Below are 17,112 nucleotides of genomic sequence, written 5' to 3'. Positions count from 1 at the left end.
AATAGTGCGTCATCCGATTTTCGGCATAATATAGTTATTTAAATGCCCTGGGAATTACGCTAAGACTTCCCCGTGCACTTTAGTTGTAAGATTTCAAACGCAGTCTTGAATATTTTAGAGGAACAGGGTGAAGACCTGACGCCTCTTTATGAGCAGACTCACCTGCCGGTGGAGTTGCTCCGGGATTCGTCGTATTGGATCAGCGCTCCGGATATGGAAGCGTTTTTGGAACTCACTCTTCGTCTGCCCCTGAAGCGTGACGGAAATATTTTGCAGCGTGCGGGCCATGAAGGGCCGAGTCTGCGCGCGTGGGGCGTGCTCGACAGCGTTCTGCGCATGATGCCGCGTCCACAAGAAATTTTTAATCAGCCCGAGCAGTTTCTTTCTTACTTTATTTCGCCAAAGCCGCCGATTGAAAATCTTCGTCGTGACGAAGTCAGTATCTCGTTCGACCTTCCTCTGCCAGCGGAGCAATACCCACTGGTGACGACATACCTGAAAGCGGCGTTTGAATCTTTGCCAGTTTATGTCGGTCAACCGCCGGCGATTTGCGAGTGGACGGGGATCACAATCAAACTCAACTGGTCGACACAACAAAATTCGATCTTCAGTGAGAGTGTCGGCCATCAAGTCAGTCCCGCTCTTTTCCAAAGTTTGATCGATGATTTGCAACGCACGCAGCGTGAGCGCGAGGACTTGCAAAAGTACGTCAGTGATCTTGAAGAGAAAGTGCGTGATCTCGAGAAACAAAAAATCAAATTAGTGACCGAAGTCGCTGTCGACGTGGAAGAGCAAAAAAGAGAATCGCTTCTCCCGCATGAAGGCTCTTTGTCGCATTTGAGTTTTGATAGCGAGTCACCTGCTTACGTGCTCAACCAAAATCTTGCGCGTATGCACGACTACATGGTCCGAGCGCAACAGCTTATCACTATGCTGGTCGCGCAAGGCAAAATGACGTCGCCGGTTAAAGAGGCGATGAGACGTGTGGATTGGGAACATGTGAAAACACAGTACCCGCGCACTGTCTTTGAAAGCATGGAATTAGTAAAAAAAGTAACAAATAAAAACACCGACAAAGAAGGAAATCATCATGTCTGAAATCGTCAGCGTCGTATCTCGTGAAATCTTGGATAGCCGTGGAAACCCGACTGTTGAAGTCGAAGTGACAACAGCAGAAGGCAATATCGGTCGTGCCGCAGTTCCCTCTGGAGCTTCTACAGGCGCGCACGAAGCTTGCGAATTGAGAGATGGCGATAAAAATCGCTATTTGGGTAAAGGCGTTTATAAAGCCGTCGACAACGTTCGGGAAAAAATCGCTCCGGAAATTTTGGGCCTTCAGGTTACTGAACAAGTTTACATCGACAAGATCCTTCGTGAAATCGATGGAACTGAAAACAAATCAAACCTGGGTGCGAACGCGATTCTTGGCGTTTCTTTGGCGGTAGCAAAAGCGGCGGCGGCGGATAGTAACTTGCCTCTTTATCGTTATGTAGGCGGCTCTCAAGCTTGCCGTTTGCCAGTGCCTTTGATGAACGTTTTGAACGGCGGCGCGCACGCGAACAACGGTTTGGACATTCAAGAGTTCATGATCGTTCCGACAGTAAACAACTCTTATGCGGAATCGCTTCGTGCGGGTGCTGAGATCTTCCACACTCTGAAAAAAATCTTGGGCAAAAAAGGTCTTTCAACAGCCGTGGGTGACGAAGGTGGTTTCGCTCCGAAATTGGGTTCCAATCAGGAAGCTTTGGACTTGTTGATGAACGCGATCGTAGACGCTGGTTATGATCCGGGCCAAAACGTATTCTTGGCGTTGGATGTGGCTTCCACGGAAATGTTCAAAGACGGAAAATACGAATGGCAAGGTGGCCATATTTCTCCAGCAGAACTTCTTGGCATCTACAAATCCTGGGCTGAAAAATATCCTCTCGTTTCCATCGAAGACGGTTTCGCCGAAGACGACTGGGATGCATGGGTGAAAGCAACGGCAGAGATGGGTTCAACGATGCAATTGATCGGTGACGATCTTTTCGTAACAAATCCAAAACGCTTGCGCATGGGTCTTGAGAAAAAAGCCGGAAACGCGTTGCTAGTAAAAGTAAATCAAATCGGAACTTTGACAGAAACTTTCGAAGCCGTAAACTTGGCGCAAAGAAATAAGTATCGCACAATCATGTCTCACCGTTCGGGTGAAACAGAAGATGTGACGATCGCGGATCTGTCAGTTGCATTGAACTGTCACCAAATCAAAACCGGCAGCTTGTGCCGTGGCGAGCGTACTGCGAAGTACAACCAGCTTCTTCGTATTGAAGAGGATTTGGGGGGGATGGGGCAATACTGGGACAAAGCCGCTTTCCGCTAGTCGGTCGCTGAAAAGGGCTTGCCTGACTTCGTTGGCGGGCAACCTTCTCGCTCCGACGTGCTTTTAGCACGCCTGCGCTGCGAGGGTTACCCTCCGCCTCGCATTCAAACCCTTTTGAGCGACCTTGGTTTGTCGTGTTGAGAGGGGAGTTTTTGAATTTAGAAAAAAAAAGCCCTGCTGGTTTTGTCTTGCAGGGCTTTTTTGTTTTTTGGAAAAGGTACCTGGTACTTTTTTTATTTTGTTAGGTGCATCGGGGTTGTGCCAACAGCTAACGAAAGAGTACCGGAGCTTTCTACTGCTGTTAGGTAGTAGAACATGGATAGTGTGTTGCGGGAGTCTGTTGCGAAAAGAGAGTCGTTGAAAAGAGTTTGGGGTTGGATTTCCAAACCTTTTTCTGTCTTTGTTAATTTTGCTTTTACAGTCAGAGTGTTGAATGGAGACAACCATACTTGAACTTTGTTCCAGCCTTTTGGTGGAGCGACGTTTAAGTCATACGGACGGCCCGTTGTAGAAACATAAAGAACTTGGTCGCCCGCGAAATCGTTTTCCGTCAAGGTGCACTCTTCGCTTTCGTCTTGCTTAGAGATTGTTGCCTGAAGAGGAAGCGTGCGCGAGATCACTTCGCCGTTCAAAGAATTTTTCAACGTTAAAGTCATAGCGCCCACGTCGTAAGTAAGAGTGGAAACGCAGTAAAGATCATGGTCATCGCGGTGTTGACGACGAGTCAGCTGAGCTGTTGCCGGCTGTTGAACAGCGTTAAACTCTGCTGTCACAACGTAGTGGCCAGCATTGAAGCCGCCATAGGCGTTTGTAAAATCCAAAGTCGCTTCTGCTTTAAGATCCGCACCGAAAGACGCGAACGAAGCCATAAACACCAAAAAGAAAGCCAAGAGTCTCATAATTTCTCCTCGTAATTGGGAGTCGTTATGAACTCTTGGCGTTGGGAGTTCAAGTTTGTTTCGTGTTAGGGTTTTGTTAAGACCGTTTCCACTTCTTTCAATCCCAAATAAGCTGCGATCTGCGCGCCATATTGGGGATCACATTTCGCAAAGTGGGCGATATTTTTTCTTTGCAGCTCTTCAGGCAGGCCGCGCATCGTTCCTGCAATGTTGCTTGTCAGACGCTTTCTTTCCTCCACGGAAAGCAGTCGATACAAATTGCCCGCTTGCGTAAAGTCATCGTTGTCTTTGTGCGAATCGTAACGATCTAATGCGCCTGAAAGAGGAAGGGCGGGCTCGCGCACGCTTTCATCTTGTTTCGGACCGCCAAAGCCGTTCGGTTCATAGTTGTCTTGTCGTCCACCGTTACCATCAAAGCGCATGCAGCCATCGCGATGATAAGCATTCACGGGCGCTTGCGGGCGATTGACCGGCAAGTGTTGGTAATTCACGCCCAGGCGATAGCGGTGAGCGTCGGGATAAGCGAACAATCTTCCCTGCAACATTTTATCAGGAGAAAAACCAATTCCCGGCGGTACGTTGCTTGGAGAAAACGCCGCTTGCTCCACTTCCGCAAAATAGTTTTCTGGATTGCGGTTCAATTCAAGCACTCCGACGTCGATCAACGGGAATTCCTTGTGCGGCCACACCTTTGTTAAATCGAACGGATCGAAAGAAGTTTGTTCAGCTTGGCGTTCCGTCATAATTTGCACTTTCAAGGCCCAGCGCGGGAATTCTTTTCTTTCAATCGCTTCGAAAAGATCGCGGCCTGCATAGTCGGGATCACTTCCCGCTAACTCCGTGGCTTTTTCAACGCTGAGATTTTTAATCCCCTGCATGGACTTGAAGTGGAACTTCACCCAAACGCGTTCGTTCGCCGCATTGATAAGACTGAATGTATGGCTGCCGTATCCGTTCATAAAACGATAGCCATCGGGAAGACCGCGATCGCTGAAAAGAATCGTGATTTGGTGAAGAGCTTCCGGTGCTTTCGACCAATGGTCCCACATGCGAAATGGATTTTTATATCCTGTTTGCGGATCGCGTTTTTGCGAATGAATAAAGTCAGGGAATTTAAGCGGATCTCTTTCAAAAAAGACGGGAGTGTTATTGCCGACAAGATCCCAATTGCCCTCTTCCGTATAAAACTTCAAAGCAAATCCACGCGGATCGCGTTCCGTATCTGCCGAGCCTTTTTCACCCGCGACAGTGGAGAATCTTAAAAAGACATCCGTTTTTTTGCCGATCTTTGAAAACACCGCCGCCTTTGTGAAGCGGGTGATGTCGTGAGTGACGGTGAATGTGCCGTAAGCGCCCGAACCTTTCGCGTGCACGACGCGCTCGGGGATACGCTCGCGATTAAAGTGCGCAAGTTTTTCGATCAAGTGAAAGTCTTGCAAAGCCACCGGACCGCGGGGCCCTGCCGTGATGGAGTGTTGATTTTCAGAAACGGGAATCCCTGCTGAAGTCGTTAATCTTTTGTTATTCATAAGTCGCTGCTCCTTGATTGGAATGGGATGTGAAGTAATTGGAAATCATTTTTGAAAAGGCTCTGAGTCTGCGAAAAGCTTTCGGCCCACGAGAGCTTTTATCGGGAGACATTTCGGTGAAGAGTCGAACGATTTCTTCGCGGCCGAAAGCTTCCGCATACATCAAAGCGGTTTGTCCGTTATTATTTATCGCGTGGATTTCGGCGCCGTTGGCAATCAAGCGGCGTGCGATCTCGACGTGTCCTTTAAAAGAAACACCCATAAGAATAGTGCTGCCCGAGTTGTCGCGCGAATTCGCATCGGCGCCATACTCTAAGAGCAGGTCTACCAATATGGAATGTCCGTTGTAGGCCGCCAGCATAAGTGGGGAGTGGCCTTTATGATTGACGACATTGGGGTCGCCGTTCGTTGCTAAGTATCTTAAGGTGCTTTTGATATCGCCGTTACGAGCAAAGTCGAATATTTCTTCCTCACGTACTGCGGTTTGTTTGTAATCTGCCCATGTTCTCACCGAAGAACCTCCTGCGTATGTAAAGAAGATCGGTCATTTTGGGCTATAAATCGAATCGATATAATAGATATCAGTCATCGATATTATCTATGGCGCGAAAAGAGTCCTCTCGAACTGGTCCTCAGTCCTGTAGCCATTTATTGCGACTGAGAGCTAAAATAAGCTCATGTCTTACACACAGTTTGCGGTCGGCCTTCGTCGTTTTTTAAATCACCCTACCAAAGTAGCTGTATGCTGCCTTGTCGTTTTATCAGTTTCTATTGTGCTCAACGGAAACTTGTTTCGACTTTGGGGATTACATAGAGATTTCGATAGAATCACCGCCGATATTCAGCAGACTCGCAGCAACATTGCGTCCCTTTCGGGCCAGCTTAAGCAGGCCAAAGATCCCGCATTTATTGAGCGCCAGGCCCGCGATAAATTGGATCTTGCCGGGGAGCATGACCTCGTATTCGTATTTCCTGAACAATAGCCTTTAGCCCGTCGCATTATCAGGTGCGAAATGCCTATAATACAACTAGTATTCCGACTCTAGTAACTGCTAGTTTTTAGAGTCAATCTAGGGGTTTATATGATCGATAATCATTCATTGAGTTGGGATAAAGAAGCACTTCGCTCTTTGCGACTTCGCCTTGGCTGGAGCAGATCAGATCTTGCTCGTCACCTGCACTGTTCGTCGGAGCAAGTGGAGTTGATGGAAGACGGAACTCGCCAAATCGACACGTCTCTCAGAGGTCAGTTGGAGTTGATTCTGCGCCAAGCAGAAGCATGTTGTGATGAAGTGAAATTCACTCCGGTTGCTGAGAATGAATGCGATAAAAAAGCTCTCGAGCAAATCGATTTTTCTCGAGTGAGAGCAGAACTGGAATAAGGGCTATCGACAGTTCGATCTCCCAATGTTAGAAGAGAGAGTCTTGCATTGGGAGAAATTATGAAAAAGCTATACCTCATTGACGTCAGTGCCATGTTCTTTCGCGCTTATTACGCGATTCGACCTCTGACGGCTCCCTCGGGTCTTCCTGTTAACGCCATTTACGGTTTTCTTTCGATGATGATTAAACTCTTCAAAGAGGAAAAGCCGGAGTATCTGGTTTTCTGTTACGACCGCAAAGAAGCTTCATTTAGAAAAGATCTTTACGAAGATTATAAAGCTCACCGCACCGAGATGCCGGATGATCTGGCAAAACAGATTCCTTACATCAAAAAATTAGCGGAGCTTATGGGGGTTCCGTCTTTTGAAATTCCCGGTTATGAAGCGGATGATATCATCGGCTCTTTAACAAAATGGGGGCGTCATCACGATATGGAAGTTTTCATTGTGAGCGGCGATAAGGATTTTGGCCAGTTGATCCAGGATCACGTTTGGCTTTATGACACCATGAAGGACGTCAAATACGACGCGAAAGGTGTTTTCGATAAATGGGGCGTTCGTCCGGATCAATTCATCGACTATCTTTCCATCGTTGGCGATGCCTCGGATAACGTTCCGGGTGTGAAAGGTATCGGCGAAAAGGGCGCGATCAAACTTTTGGAGCAATTTAAAACTCTCGAAGATATTTACGAAAACATTGATAAGGTCGAGAGCAAAAGTGTTCGCGAAAAACTTATTGCTTCTAAAGACAATGCTCTTTTGTCGAAGAAGCTTGTGACAATTTCGACGGATGTCAAAGTTCCGGAACTTTATGAAGCCTACCGCTTGCAACCTATGCAAATGGATGAGTTAAGAACTTTATTCCACGAATTGAACTTCAAAACATTTGAAAAGAGTCTTTTGGGAATCAACGGTAACGGCGAAGCGGCCGCTGCAGCTTCTGCATCCGTTGTCGCTGTCGATACCATGACTCCAGAAGGAGAAGTCCAGGCGACGATCGTGATCGCGAAAGATGACAAGACCTATACAGAGCGTTCGATCACGACTCGTGTGCTGGCGGAATTCCTTGAAGAAAAACAAAACCTGTGGGGCTTCAGCGACAATCGCGGTGTTTTTGTCGGCACTGAAACGGAAATTTTGGAAGTTACTGATTATGAATATCTGGGCAAACTGACGGACACTTTTCAAGTCCGTTGGTACGGTTTTGATTTGAAGGCTTTGTGGCATAAAATCGGAGCGCGCACTCCAGTAGCCGCGTGGGATTCGCAGTTGGCGGCGTACGCCTTAAAAGCCGGGGACACAACGAACTTCAACAAAGTTTATACGAAGTACATGTTGGATACTTTGCCGGAGCTTGCCACACCAACAATGCTTTACAATGCCCACAGAAATTTCGCGGCAACGTTGCAAGGTCAGATGAAATCCGCGCACGTCGAAAAAGTTTATCAAGAATTGGAATTGCCGCTGGTCAAGGTTCTTCTGGCGATGGAGAAGTGGGGCATTCGCATTGATAAAGATCTTTTGGGCAAACAAAGTGAAGAACTCGCAAAAGAGTTGGCGTCTTTGGAAAAACAAATCCATGAGGCAGCCGGTGAGTCTTTCAACGTCGGAAGTCCGAAGCAGCTGGGCGTGATCCTTTTTGAAAAATTGCAATTACCTGCGGGAAAAAAGACAAAAACCGGGTACTCAACGGATGAAGACGTTCTTTTGGGGCTTGATCATCCGATCGCAAAACTTGTGTTGCAATGGCGTGAACTCTCTAAATTGAAGTCCACTTACGTGGATGCATTGCCGGGCATGATCAGTCCTAAAGATGACCGCGTACATACAAGCTTCAACCAAGCTTTGACGACAACGGGACGTCTTTCGAGCACGCAGCCGAACCTGCAAAATATTCCGATCAAAACGGAGCGCGGCCAGCAAGTGCGCAAAGCTTTTGTGGCAGCACCTCGCATGAAACTTTTGTCGGTCGACTATTCGCAAATTGAATTGCGTATTCTCGCGCATATTTCTGAAGACCCGAATCTTTGCCGCGCGTTCGCGGATGATTTGGATATTCATGCGGCGACGGCGGCGGAAATATTTAACGTGTCTTTGCAAGATGTGACTTCGAACCATCGTCGCCTGGCGAAGGCTGTCAACTTTGGTATCGCCTACGGTCAAGGTGCTTTCGGTCTTGCCGAGAATCTTGGAATCTCGCGCGGAGAAGCGAAAGACATCATTGATCGTTATTTCAATCGCTTTAAGAACGTGCGTGAGTACATCGAGGGCACGGTTAAAAAAGCGCATGAACAAGGTTATGTCGAGACTCTGTTTGGACGTCGCCGTTATATCGAAGAATTGCAATCTAAGAACATGGCTTTGAAAAAGTTCGGAGAAAGAGCCGCCATCAATGCGCCTATTCAGGGAACGGCGAGTGACTTAGTAAAAAAAGCGATGATCGAAGTTTTCGAAAAGGTTCCCGTGCGCATGGTCTTGCAAGTGCACGACGAATTGATCTTTGAAGAAACGGAAGAGAACTTGATTAAGTACACGCCGCAGTTGGTTTCCATTATGGAAAATGTGGCGCAGCTGCGAGTTCCTTTAAAAGTAAATTACTCTATGGGAAATAATTGGGACGAGGCTCACTAAGAGCCTCTATTCGGTTTCCCAGCCCACAACGCGCCCGCCTTCAAAATAAACATAGCGGGTTTCTTTGCGATACCCTTGGGATGTGGAAATTTGGCGCTGGTACTTCCAGCGCTCATTTTTATAAATGGGATTTCCAGAGACTTCGACACTTGTCGGTTCACCCCAAGACCTTTTGACGTACTCTTGCGGCATCCCGACAGCGATATCTTGATTCTCGATAAGATCCTTCATCTCTTCTTGCGGCGCTTGAGATCGACTCCAGATATTTTGTTTGTTAATCCATTGCTGACGGCCTTCGATCGAAGGAATAGAAAGAAACTGGATTTTTTCTTCGTCACTGCTAAGCCAAGGCAACACTTTAGAGTATTGTTCGCGCTCTTTTTTCGAACTGAGAGTGCGTTCCAACTCGCGGACTTTTTGGCGAGTTTTGATTTCGTCAAGATCGTCGGAAGTCAAAGAATTGGGGTCTTTTCCCAACTCGTAAGCTGTCTGACGAGTCGTGCGATCATAACCGCTGGAACGCTGATTTTGATCTTGATATTGAACTTCGCTGCGGTAGCCGCTGCCTGAAGATCTTTGAAATTGGGCACAGCCGGAAATCGCTAAAACGCTAACAACTGAAAGAACAAAGACTTTCATTCTTAATACTCCTAGTCCCTTATGCTAGCTGATGCAGAGAAGATTATAAATTGTTCTTGCGACCCCTTAAGTTCTTTTCTTACAATCGTCTTGGGAGAACAAGCTTGGCAGAGAATGAGGATACGACCAAAGTAGAGGAAGAAAAGAAAGACGGTGCCCCTGAAGAGGCGTCCGAAGATCTTCTTTCGTTAGAGTCGTTGGATGAGGCCATCGCCTCGGAAGACCCTGACTTTGCCAATTCCTTAAATGAAATCGGTCCCGACGATCCCGCGAACGTCGAAATTTACGCGGAAGGTTCCGAGCTAGAGTACACACTCGCTGACGAAGTGAAGCTGTGGAAGGCGACACCGGGAGTACGAGCGAAAGCCGCGACTTTTTTTCCATTCTTACCGAAGATTTCCTACAAAATTAAAATGCGTCGTACGGTTCTGCGTTTGAGTTGGCTTAAATGGAAAGAACAAGCACGCTACAACATTCGTCATGCGGGTCCTCTTTTAGGTGCGTGGTTTAAAAAGAAACTGCAAAGCCTTAAAGCGGGCCTCGGAGCAAGTCTTGAGACTTTTAAGTCTTTTACACTTGTAAAAAAGCTGGCGTTTTTTGGACTGATTCTGGTAACGGCGGCCTCCGTGTTTGTCCTTTACCGGGTCAGCACGAAAGGCCTTCTGCCGCACCAAGAGGATCTTTTCATCAGCTCCATGGCGGATTGGGCTCAGCAAAAATACACCTATGATCCCAAGACGGAAGTGGAATCTTTTTACGAGTCGACGCGGGCTTCGCAAAATATTTTAGTACTGAAAAAGATGGTGGTGAATTTGCGCCGCTCTTCCGAGTCAGGTCCAAATCCCATGGGCGCTTTCGAGTTTTATGTTGAAGGTGCGGCTTCAGAGGTTGTTGTGGAAATCAAAGACCGCGAACCTGAAGTGGAAGACCTTTTCTTAAGAACCATTGAGGACATGACTTTTGATCAAGTCGCTTCAGGCGAAGGCAAGCAGCTTTTGTGTGAACGCTTGCGCAAAGAAGTGAATAAGATTTTGACTAAAGGTTACGTGCGCAGGGTTTTTATCAAGACGGCGATCGTGAAGCCATAAAAAAAGCCGAAAGATCACTTTCGGCTTTTCTTTTCTCAGAGCTTAAAGTTGGAAATATCGATATTGTAGTATTTGAGCCGGTCATGCAGCGTGCTTTTCGGCATTCCCAAATCCTGCGCAGTTCGACGTTGATTCCCGCGATTCGCGCTCAGACGTTTAATAATCATCTGTTTTTCAATCTCTTTAATGACGGGAATGTTGTTGGTGACATTTTCATCCGGTCTTTCAAGCAGCGTGCGGTCAATCAGTTTTTCGATATGCTCTTCGGTGATTTGTAATTTCGGATAGAGGGCGGCAGCTCTGCTGACAAGATTTTTAAGTTCACGAATGTTTCCCGGCCAGGAATGCTGTTTCATTCGTGCAATGGCTCCGAAAGAAAACCGGACACGCATGTTGCGGGCAAAACCGTAAAGAAGATCTTCGAAGTCCTCCATGCGATATTCCAAGGCGGGAGGGGCCACGGTCACCACGTTCAAGCGGAAATAAAGATCGGCACGGAAAGTGCCTTCCTTGATTTTTTCACTCAGATTTTGGTGAGTCGCCGCGATGATGCGCACATCCGTTTTTACGTTGCGATCCGCGCCCACGGGGCGAATCTCGTTGTTTTCCAGAGCACGCAAAAGTTTTGCCTGCAAGCTGTAAGAAAGATCACCGATTTCGTCGAGGAAAAGGGTTCCTCCGCGAGCGGCTTCAAAGGCACCTTTACGGTCGGAAATGGCGCCGGTGAAAGAACCTTTGACGTGACCGAAAAGTTCACTCTCAATCAAAGTTTCGCTGAGGGCGCTGCAGTTCACGCTGAGAAAAGGACCTAGTTCGCGCAAACTGTTTTCGTGCAACGCTTGCGCGATAACGTCTTTACCGGTTCCCGAAGGGCCCAAGATAAGAACCGGAAAATCTGTTTTCGCCACGTTGGATAAGGTTTGCAGTTCAGAGTTCCAAACCTCGTTGCGGCTCTTCAGCGGGAAGGACGCTTGCTCTTCGTTTTTCTCCATAAAGATGAATTCCTGTTCGCCGATGCGAATGATGTCGCCTTCACGTAAAAAGGCCTCCATCACGCGGGCGTTGTTAACGTAGGTGCCTGTCAGTGAACGAAGGTCGCGGATCACAAAATCATGATCTTTTCTTTCAATTCGCGCATGGCGGTCGGAGATCTGTGAGCCCGAGAGTTGAATCTGACATTGTGGGTCTTTTCCCAGCGTCATAAACTCACTAACGGGAAGAGTTTTCGTGTTTTCGCTTAAGATTTTAAGAAAGGGTTGTTGCATAAGTGCCTCCTGATAGAGCAAGTCCCCTGTTCAAGGGTCCTGCCGCGGTAAAATCGAATTAAATGGGGGCTGGCGGTTTTCGACTCGGCAGATTATCCTCGGTGGGTCTTGTTTCTGAGAATTGAGAAAAGCGGCGAGCTTTGGTAGCCTTGGTTATGCCAAAGACAATTCAGTTCATTAAAAGCGCCGTCCTCGAAAAAGATTACCCTTTGCATAGTAAAGCTGAAGTCGCCATCGCAGGGCGCTCTAATGCCGGCAAATCTTCTTTCATTAATACCCTCGCAAAAAATAAAGTCGCGAAAGTGAGTTCGACACCGGGTAAAACTCGTTTGTTGAATTTCTTCGATATGGAAAATTCTTACGTGTTAGTCGATATGCCAGGTTATGGATTCGCGGCTCGTTCCGGTGATGAAATGGTGGAGTGGCACAAGATGATCGAGACGTATTTAATGACTCGCGAGAATCTTTGCGGCTTGCTTCTGGTGATGGATATTCGCCGTTCTTGGACTGACGATGAAGAGCTTCTAAAAAAGTTTTCCGACGAAAAAGGATTCCCTATCGCGGTCGTTCTTACGAAAGTGGATAAGCTTTCGCGCAGTCAAATGTTGCAAGCCGTGGCGAAAATTAAAAAGACTTCCGGCTTGAGTGCCGTCTTCCCGGTTTCCGCTTTGAAAAAAGAAGGCCAAGAGGCTGTCGAAGAATATATCTATGAAAACTGGGTGAAGGCATGAAGATTATCGGAGTGATTCCTGCGCGCTATGGTTCCACACGTTTTCCCGGAAAACCCTTGGTGAACTTGCAGGGTCGCCCTCTGATTCAGTGGACCATTGAAGGAGCTAAGAAATCAAAACTTCTCAGCGATCTTATTGTCGCGACGGACGATGAAAGAATCAAAGCGGCAGCGGAAGCTGTGGGAGCCAAAGTCGCAATGACAGCCAGTGAACTGCCAACGGGTAGCGATCGTATCCATGCGGCGATTCAAAATGTGGATTGTGATGTCGTCGTCAATATCCAAGGCGATGAGCCTTTAGTGACCGGAGACCTCGTAGATCGTTTGGCGCAAGTTTTTGTCAATGACCCGAAAATGGATATGGCGACACTAGCGCATCCAATCAGCGAAGAAGAATTGCAATCAGTGAATTCAGTGAAGGTTGTTTTGAATTATAACGACGAAGCTCTTTATTTCAGTCGTTACTCCATTCCTTATTCGCGCGTAAAAGCCGGCGACATGGGTACTTATGAAGGGTGCCTGAAGCATATTGGCATGTATGCTTATTCAAAAAGTTTTTTAAAGCGGTTCTGTGAAGCTCCGCCGGCTCTCATCGAGAAAGCAGAGAGCCTGGAGCAACTCAGAGCTTTGTATTTAGGTGCAAGAATCAAAGTAATTAGAGTCAAGGAAGCAAGTCTCGGTGTGGATACTCCCGAAGATTTGGTACGACTCGAAAAACTCTTAAGTCAGGGGATGTAATGGCAAAGAGAAAGACCACGAAAGTGTCGACAGCGAAGTCGACCAAGAAGGCTTTGAAACAAAAATTTATATTTGTCACCGGAGGCGTTGTTTCTTCGATTGGCAAAGGACTCACGGCAGCGAGCTTAGGTTCGTTGTTGGAAGCTCGCGGTCACCGTGTGACCATCATGAAGTTCGATCCTTATTTGAACGTCGATCCCGGAACAATGTCGCCGTTTCAACATGGTGAAGTGTATGTGACCGAAGACGGTGCGGAAACTGACTTGGATTTGGGTCACTATGAAAGATTCACATCCGCTGTTATGAATCGTGCGAATTCGGTATCGACAGGTCAGATTTATGACACTGTTTTGTCACGCGAAAGACGTGGCGACTATTTGGGTGGAACAGTCCAGGTTATTCCTCATATCACTGAAGAAATCAAAGCGCGCATTTACGAAGCCGCTCAAGGCAGCGAAATCATTCTTGTCGAAATCGGCGGGACCGTCGGGGATATCGAAGGTCAGCCTTTCTTAGAGGCCATTCGTCAGATGCGTTTGGATGTGGGGCAAGAAAACTCAGTGCTTGTGCATGTCACTTACGTTCCTTACATTGCCGCAGCCGGGGAGCTGAAATCAAAACCTACGCAACACTCCGTGAAAGAGTTGCGTGAGATCGGTTTACAACCGGATTTCTTGGTATGCCGCTCGGAAAAAGTTATTGATGAAAATCTTAAAGGCAAAATCGGTTTGTTCTGTTCAGTGAAAGCGGAAAACGTAATTGCCGCGCAAGACAGCCGTTTTATCTATGAAGTGCCGTTGGCATTACATCGAGAGAAATTGGATGAACTGATTGTAGCGCGTTTAGGATTGTCTTCGGGCAAACCTGATTTGAAGGGCTGGCAAAACCTTGTAAAAGTTTTGAGCAACCCAACTCACACGGTCAAAATCGGTGTTGTTGGAAAGTATGTGGATCTTAAAGAATCCTATAAGTCTTTGCATGAGGCATTGGTTCATGGCGGTATCGCCAACAACGCGCGTGTGGAAATTATTTACGTCGACTCTGAGAAAGTGACAGATAAAACCGTTCATCAGCTTTTAGGAAAAGTGGATGGCATTCTTGTTCCAGGCGGTTTTGGTACGCGCGGAGTGGAAGGCAAAATCACGGCGATCAAGTACGCTCGTGAAAAACGGGTTCCGTTTTTTGGAATCTGCTTCGGTATGCAGTTGTCAGCGATTGAATTCGCGCGCAACGTATGCGGAATTAAAGATGCGACCAGCCGCGAGTTCCATGCGGAAACAAAACGCAGCGGTAATTTTGTTATTGATACAATGGTTGAGCAAAGAGGCATCGTCAACAAAGGCGGAACAATGCGCTTAGGAGCGTTCCCTTGTCATCTAATGACGGGGAGCCGCGCGCAGCAAGTTTACAAAGCCTCCAACATCATGGAACGTCATCGTCACCGTTTTGAATTCAACAACAAGTACAAAGCGTTGTTCGAGAAAAACGGCATGGTGGCATCGGGAATCTGTAAAGAGCGTGATCTCGTTGAGATCGTGGAACTTCCCGATCATCCATGGTTTGTCGGAGTACAATATCATCCTGAATTTAAATCTAAACCTCTAGCGCCTCATCCTCTCTTCGTGCATTTTGTAAAAGCAGGCTTGAAGAAGAAATAGGTATTGGAAGGGTTCCCCATGTCTAGAATTGTGCAACAAGGTCTCAGAGTACTGGAAGTCGAAGCGCAAGCCATCGTTGGTTTGCGCGATCGCTTGGGTGCAGAGTTTGAACAAGTTGTTAAAACAATCAAAGAGTGCAAAGGAAAGTTGATTTTGACTGGCATGGGTAAGTCCGGTCAGATCGCAAGAAAGCTTGCCAGCACTTTTTCTTCAACGGGAACTCCCGCGGTGTTTTTGCATCCGGCGGAAAGTTCTCACGGTGATTTGGGAATTGTCGGTAACGACGATGTCGTTATTGCTATTTCTTATGGCGGGGAATCCCCGGAGTTTGCAGGGATCCTGCGTTTTGTCGCCCGTAAGGGAATTCCTCTAATTGCGATCACGGGAAAAACCACTTCGTCATTGGCCAAGGCAGCACAGATCACTTTGGATGTGTATGTTTCTGAAGAGGCCTGTCCTTTAGGACTTGCTCCTACGGCGAGTAGCACTGCGACTTTAGCTATGGGAGACGCGGTCGCAATGGCCGTGATGGCTGAAAAAGGTTTTGGTCCTGAAGACTTCGCGGAGTTTCATCCCGGCGGCAGTTTGGGGTATCGTCTCTTAACGCGCGTAAAAGATGTGATGCATACGGGAGAGGCTTTGCCGACCGTCGGCCTTGAAGCGCCTATTCGTCAGGTGTTTTCAGCAATGACTCACAAAGATGTGCGTGGGGCGGCGGGTATTGTTGACGACAAAGGCGATCTGGTGGGAGTCGTTACGGACGGCCAAATTCGTCGCCGCCTGGAAAAAAGTGATGATCCGCTCACCGGTGTCGCAAAAGATCTTATGACAACAAATCCGCGCACGATTGACGTCAATGAACTGGCAGAGAAAGCCTTATTTGTGATGGAACAATTCCAAATCAATATGCTTTTTGTCTTGGATAAAGAGTCAGCGACTCCACGTAAGCCTGTGGGGATTTTGCATGTCCAGGATTTATTGAAAGCGAAGGTGCGATAAAGGCTTTAGGCCTTTATCGCCGGGCTTTTTAAGGGCGCAGTTGCGGGCGCAAATTGATAAACTCTTCCATCGCATTGATAATGTGATAAAGAGAGCTTGCCTTCGATGAGTTTGCATTAAACTCATCATTTTCTGAAAGCATATCGTACCACATACCTTTTTTTGGCGTTTCAAAGAATTTAAACAAAGTGACCATCGCATCTTCCGCGGCTGTGATGTAAAGGCCTTGATGGTCATGCTCTACCTCTCGTCCCAAACGTACGGCCGCTTTAATGCGTTCACACTGAGGCCAGAAGCGGGAAGATTGAAGTTTCGGTGTATAATCACTCCACATTTCGTCAAAGACCACATGACGTGTAGGTGATACTCCGTATTTCTCTGCAAGTTGGAAAAGCTGGTGACGTATAGATTTTAAGTCCTGTCCCGTCAGATCCTGATATAAAGACATCAGCCACGCCCACTCATATTGATGGCCAGGCTCGTAAATAAACTTTCCATCGACTAAAATGGGATTCCAGTTTTCATCGAAGTATTCGCCCAAGACTCCGGATTTTTTGTCGATGAATTTATTCAAGCACAAAGTGATAATGTCGTGACCTAAATCTTTCCACTCTTGATCACCGTCGATTTGCATCCACGCGATCGCGGATTCAAACATGTGCATGTGCGGGTTGGACTTGTAAGACTTGTTGCCTTTGTCGTCGACTTCGGTGAAACCGCCACCCGCCACTTTGCGCTCGCGGTACAGATATTTCACAAGTTCTTTTGCGCGATGTTTGATTTCAGCTTTGGGCTCAACAATGTATGTTTGTGCCAAGGCGAATAGAACGAAAGCTTCGGTATAAAGATCCGGCGTGGAGCTTTTTGCTGATCCATCAATGTTGATCGAGTGGATGAATGCTCCCGATGGGAGGGAATAGTTATTGATAAGATAACGTCCGCCCATTTCCACCAATGGATAAGCAGAAGCTTTTGGATAACAGCCCAGTTTCGCTGCCGTTAAAAAAGAGTACATCTGCCGAGCTTGGACCATGGCTCTGCGTGGAACGTCCAGAGGCTCGCCATGGAATGAAAGGCTTTCGATAAATCCACCGCGCTCGCGATCGATACCTTGGGTCGCCCACAAAGGGAAGACGTCGTCTGTCAGCCAGTTTTTGGATTTTTCTATTAATGCATCGGATTTTAAAGACATTTG

Annotated in this window: 16 protein-coding genes; 10 read left to right on the top strand and 6 right to left on the bottom strand. The window is 47.3% G+C overall.

Annotated elements, in window-relative coordinates; all coding sequences use genetic code 11:
- Positions 1-105: 105 nt before the first annotated feature.
- Positions 106-1,098, top strand: a complete 993-nt coding sequence (locus QJS83_RS06300) for a hypothetical protein (RefSeq protein WP_284608304.1) — start codon at positions 106-108, stop codon at positions 1,096-1,098.
- Entirely contained in the window at positions 1,091-2,359 is a 1,269-nt protein-coding gene (gene eno, locus QJS83_RS06295) for a phosphopyruvate hydratase (RefSeq protein ID WP_284608303.1), read from the top strand. Before QJS83_RS06300 ends, eno begins: the two co-directional genes overlap by 8 nt.
- A gap of 233 nt (positions 2,360-2,592) precedes the next feature.
- On the opposite strand, the gene QJS83_RS06290 is transcribed toward eno, so the two are convergent.
- The 3 genes from QJS83_RS06290 to QJS83_RS06280 all read right to left on the bottom strand — a co-directional run bounded on the left by QJS83_RS06290 (position 2,593) and on the right by QJS83_RS06280 (position 5,298).
- Positions 2,593-3,258 (bottom strand): hypothetical protein, encoded by a 666-nt coding sequence (locus QJS83_RS06290; protein WP_284608302.1) that lies wholly within the window; start codon positions 3,256-3,258, stop codon positions 2,593-2,595.
- A 65-nt stretch (positions 3,259-3,323) separates the two neighbouring features.
- Entirely contained in the window at positions 3,324-4,787 is a 1,464-nt protein-coding gene (locus QJS83_RS06285; RefSeq protein WP_284608301.1) for a catalase, read from the bottom strand.
- Positions 4,780-5,298 carry an ankyrin repeat domain-containing protein gene (locus QJS83_RS06280; RefSeq protein WP_284608300.1) on the bottom strand — a complete coding sequence of 173 codons (519 nt, stop codon included), beginning with the start codon at positions 5,296-5,298 and terminating at the stop codon, positions 4,780-4,782. Before QJS83_RS06280 ends, QJS83_RS06285 begins: the two co-directional genes overlap by 8 nt.
- Before the next feature lie 166 nt (positions 5,299-5,464).
- Between QJS83_RS06280 and QJS83_RS06275 the strand changes: the two genes are divergently transcribed.
- The 3 genes from QJS83_RS06275 (at position 5,465) to polA (ending at position 8,800) form a co-directional block, all read left to right on the top strand.
- Positions 5,465-5,770: a septum formation initiator family protein gene (locus QJS83_RS06275; protein WP_284608299.1), complete on the top strand. Its 306-nt coding sequence runs from the start codon at positions 5,465-5,467 to the stop codon at positions 5,768-5,770.
- A gap of 99 nt (positions 5,771-5,869) precedes the next feature.
- Positions 5,870-6,169, top strand: a complete 300-nt coding sequence (locus tag QJS83_RS06270) for a helix-turn-helix domain-containing protein (RefSeq protein ID WP_284608298.1) — start codon at positions 5,870-5,872, stop codon at positions 6,167-6,169.
- A 60-nt stretch (positions 6,170-6,229) separates the two neighbouring features.
- The gene (gene polA, locus QJS83_RS06265) at positions 6,230-8,800 is read left to right on the top strand and encodes a DNA polymerase I (RefSeq protein WP_284608297.1); all 2,571 of its coding nucleotides are present in this window, start codon (positions 6,230-6,232) and stop codon (positions 8,798-8,800) included.
- A gap of 6 nt (positions 8,801-8,806) precedes the next feature.
- Here the strand turns inward: polA and QJS83_RS06260 are convergent, their stop codons facing one another.
- Positions 8,807-9,439 carry a hypothetical protein gene (locus QJS83_RS06260; RefSeq protein ID WP_284608296.1) on the bottom strand — a complete coding sequence of 211 codons (633 nt, stop codon included), beginning with the start codon at positions 9,437-9,439 and terminating at the stop codon, positions 8,807-8,809.
- A gap of 104 nt (positions 9,440-9,543) precedes the next feature.
- On the opposite strand from QJS83_RS06260, the gene QJS83_RS06255 reads away from it, so the two are divergent.
- Entirely contained in the window at positions 9,544-10,527 is a 984-nt protein-coding gene (locus tag QJS83_RS06255) for a flagellar basal body-associated FliL family protein (protein WP_284608295.1), read from the top strand.
- Between the two features lie 35 nt (positions 10,528-10,562).
- Here the strand turns inward: QJS83_RS06255 and QJS83_RS06250 are convergent, their stop codons facing one another.
- A complete protein-coding gene (locus QJS83_RS06250; RefSeq protein WP_284608294.1) occupies positions 10,563-11,792 on the bottom strand; it encodes a sigma 54-interacting transcriptional regulator in 1,230 nt (409 codons plus the stop codon).
- A gap of 155 nt (positions 11,793-11,947) precedes the next feature.
- Between QJS83_RS06250 and yihA the strand changes: the two genes are divergently transcribed.
- Genes yihA through QJS83_RS06230 form a run of 4 tightly spaced genes read left to right on the top strand, consistent with a single transcriptional unit; the run spans position 11,948 to position 15,917 of the window.
- Positions 11,948-12,523, top strand: coding sequence for a ribosome biogenesis GTP-binding protein YihA/YsxC (gene yihA / locus QJS83_RS06245; RefSeq protein ID WP_284608293.1), 576 nt, complete (start codon positions 11,948-11,950; stop codon positions 12,521-12,523).
- Positions 12,520-13,260 (top strand): 3-deoxy-manno-octulosonate cytidylyltransferase, encoded by a 741-nt coding sequence (kdsB, locus tag QJS83_RS06240; RefSeq protein ID WP_284608292.1) that lies wholly within the window; start codon positions 12,520-12,522, stop codon positions 13,258-13,260. The genes yihA and kdsB overlap by 4 nt, the downstream gene beginning before the upstream one ends.
- A 53-nt stretch (positions 13,261-13,313) precedes the next feature.
- Positions 13,314-14,918, top strand: coding sequence for a CTP synthase (locus tag QJS83_RS06235; protein ID WP_350159284.1), 1,605 nt, complete (start codon positions 13,314-13,316; stop codon positions 14,916-14,918).
- A gap of 18 nt (positions 14,919-14,936) precedes the next feature.
- Positions 14,937-15,917, top strand: coding sequence for a KpsF/GutQ family sugar-phosphate isomerase (locus QJS83_RS06230; protein ID WP_284608290.1), 981 nt, complete (start codon positions 14,937-14,939; stop codon positions 15,915-15,917).
- Positions 15,918-15,945: 28 nt separating this feature from the next.
- Here the strand turns inward: QJS83_RS06230 and QJS83_RS06225 are convergent, their stop codons facing one another.
- Positions 15,946-17,109, bottom strand: coding sequence for an AGE family epimerase/isomerase (locus QJS83_RS06225; RefSeq protein ID WP_284608289.1), 1,164 nt, complete (start codon positions 17,107-17,109; stop codon positions 15,946-15,948).
- Positions 17,110-17,112: the final 3 nt, after the last annotated feature.

The organism is Bdellovibrio sp. 22V (assembly GCF_030169785.1).
Taxonomy (GTDB): Bacteria; Bdellovibrionota; Bdellovibrionia; order Bdellovibrionales; family Bdellovibrionaceae; genus Bdellovibrio.
This window is presented reverse-complemented; position numbering and strand designations above follow the sequence as displayed.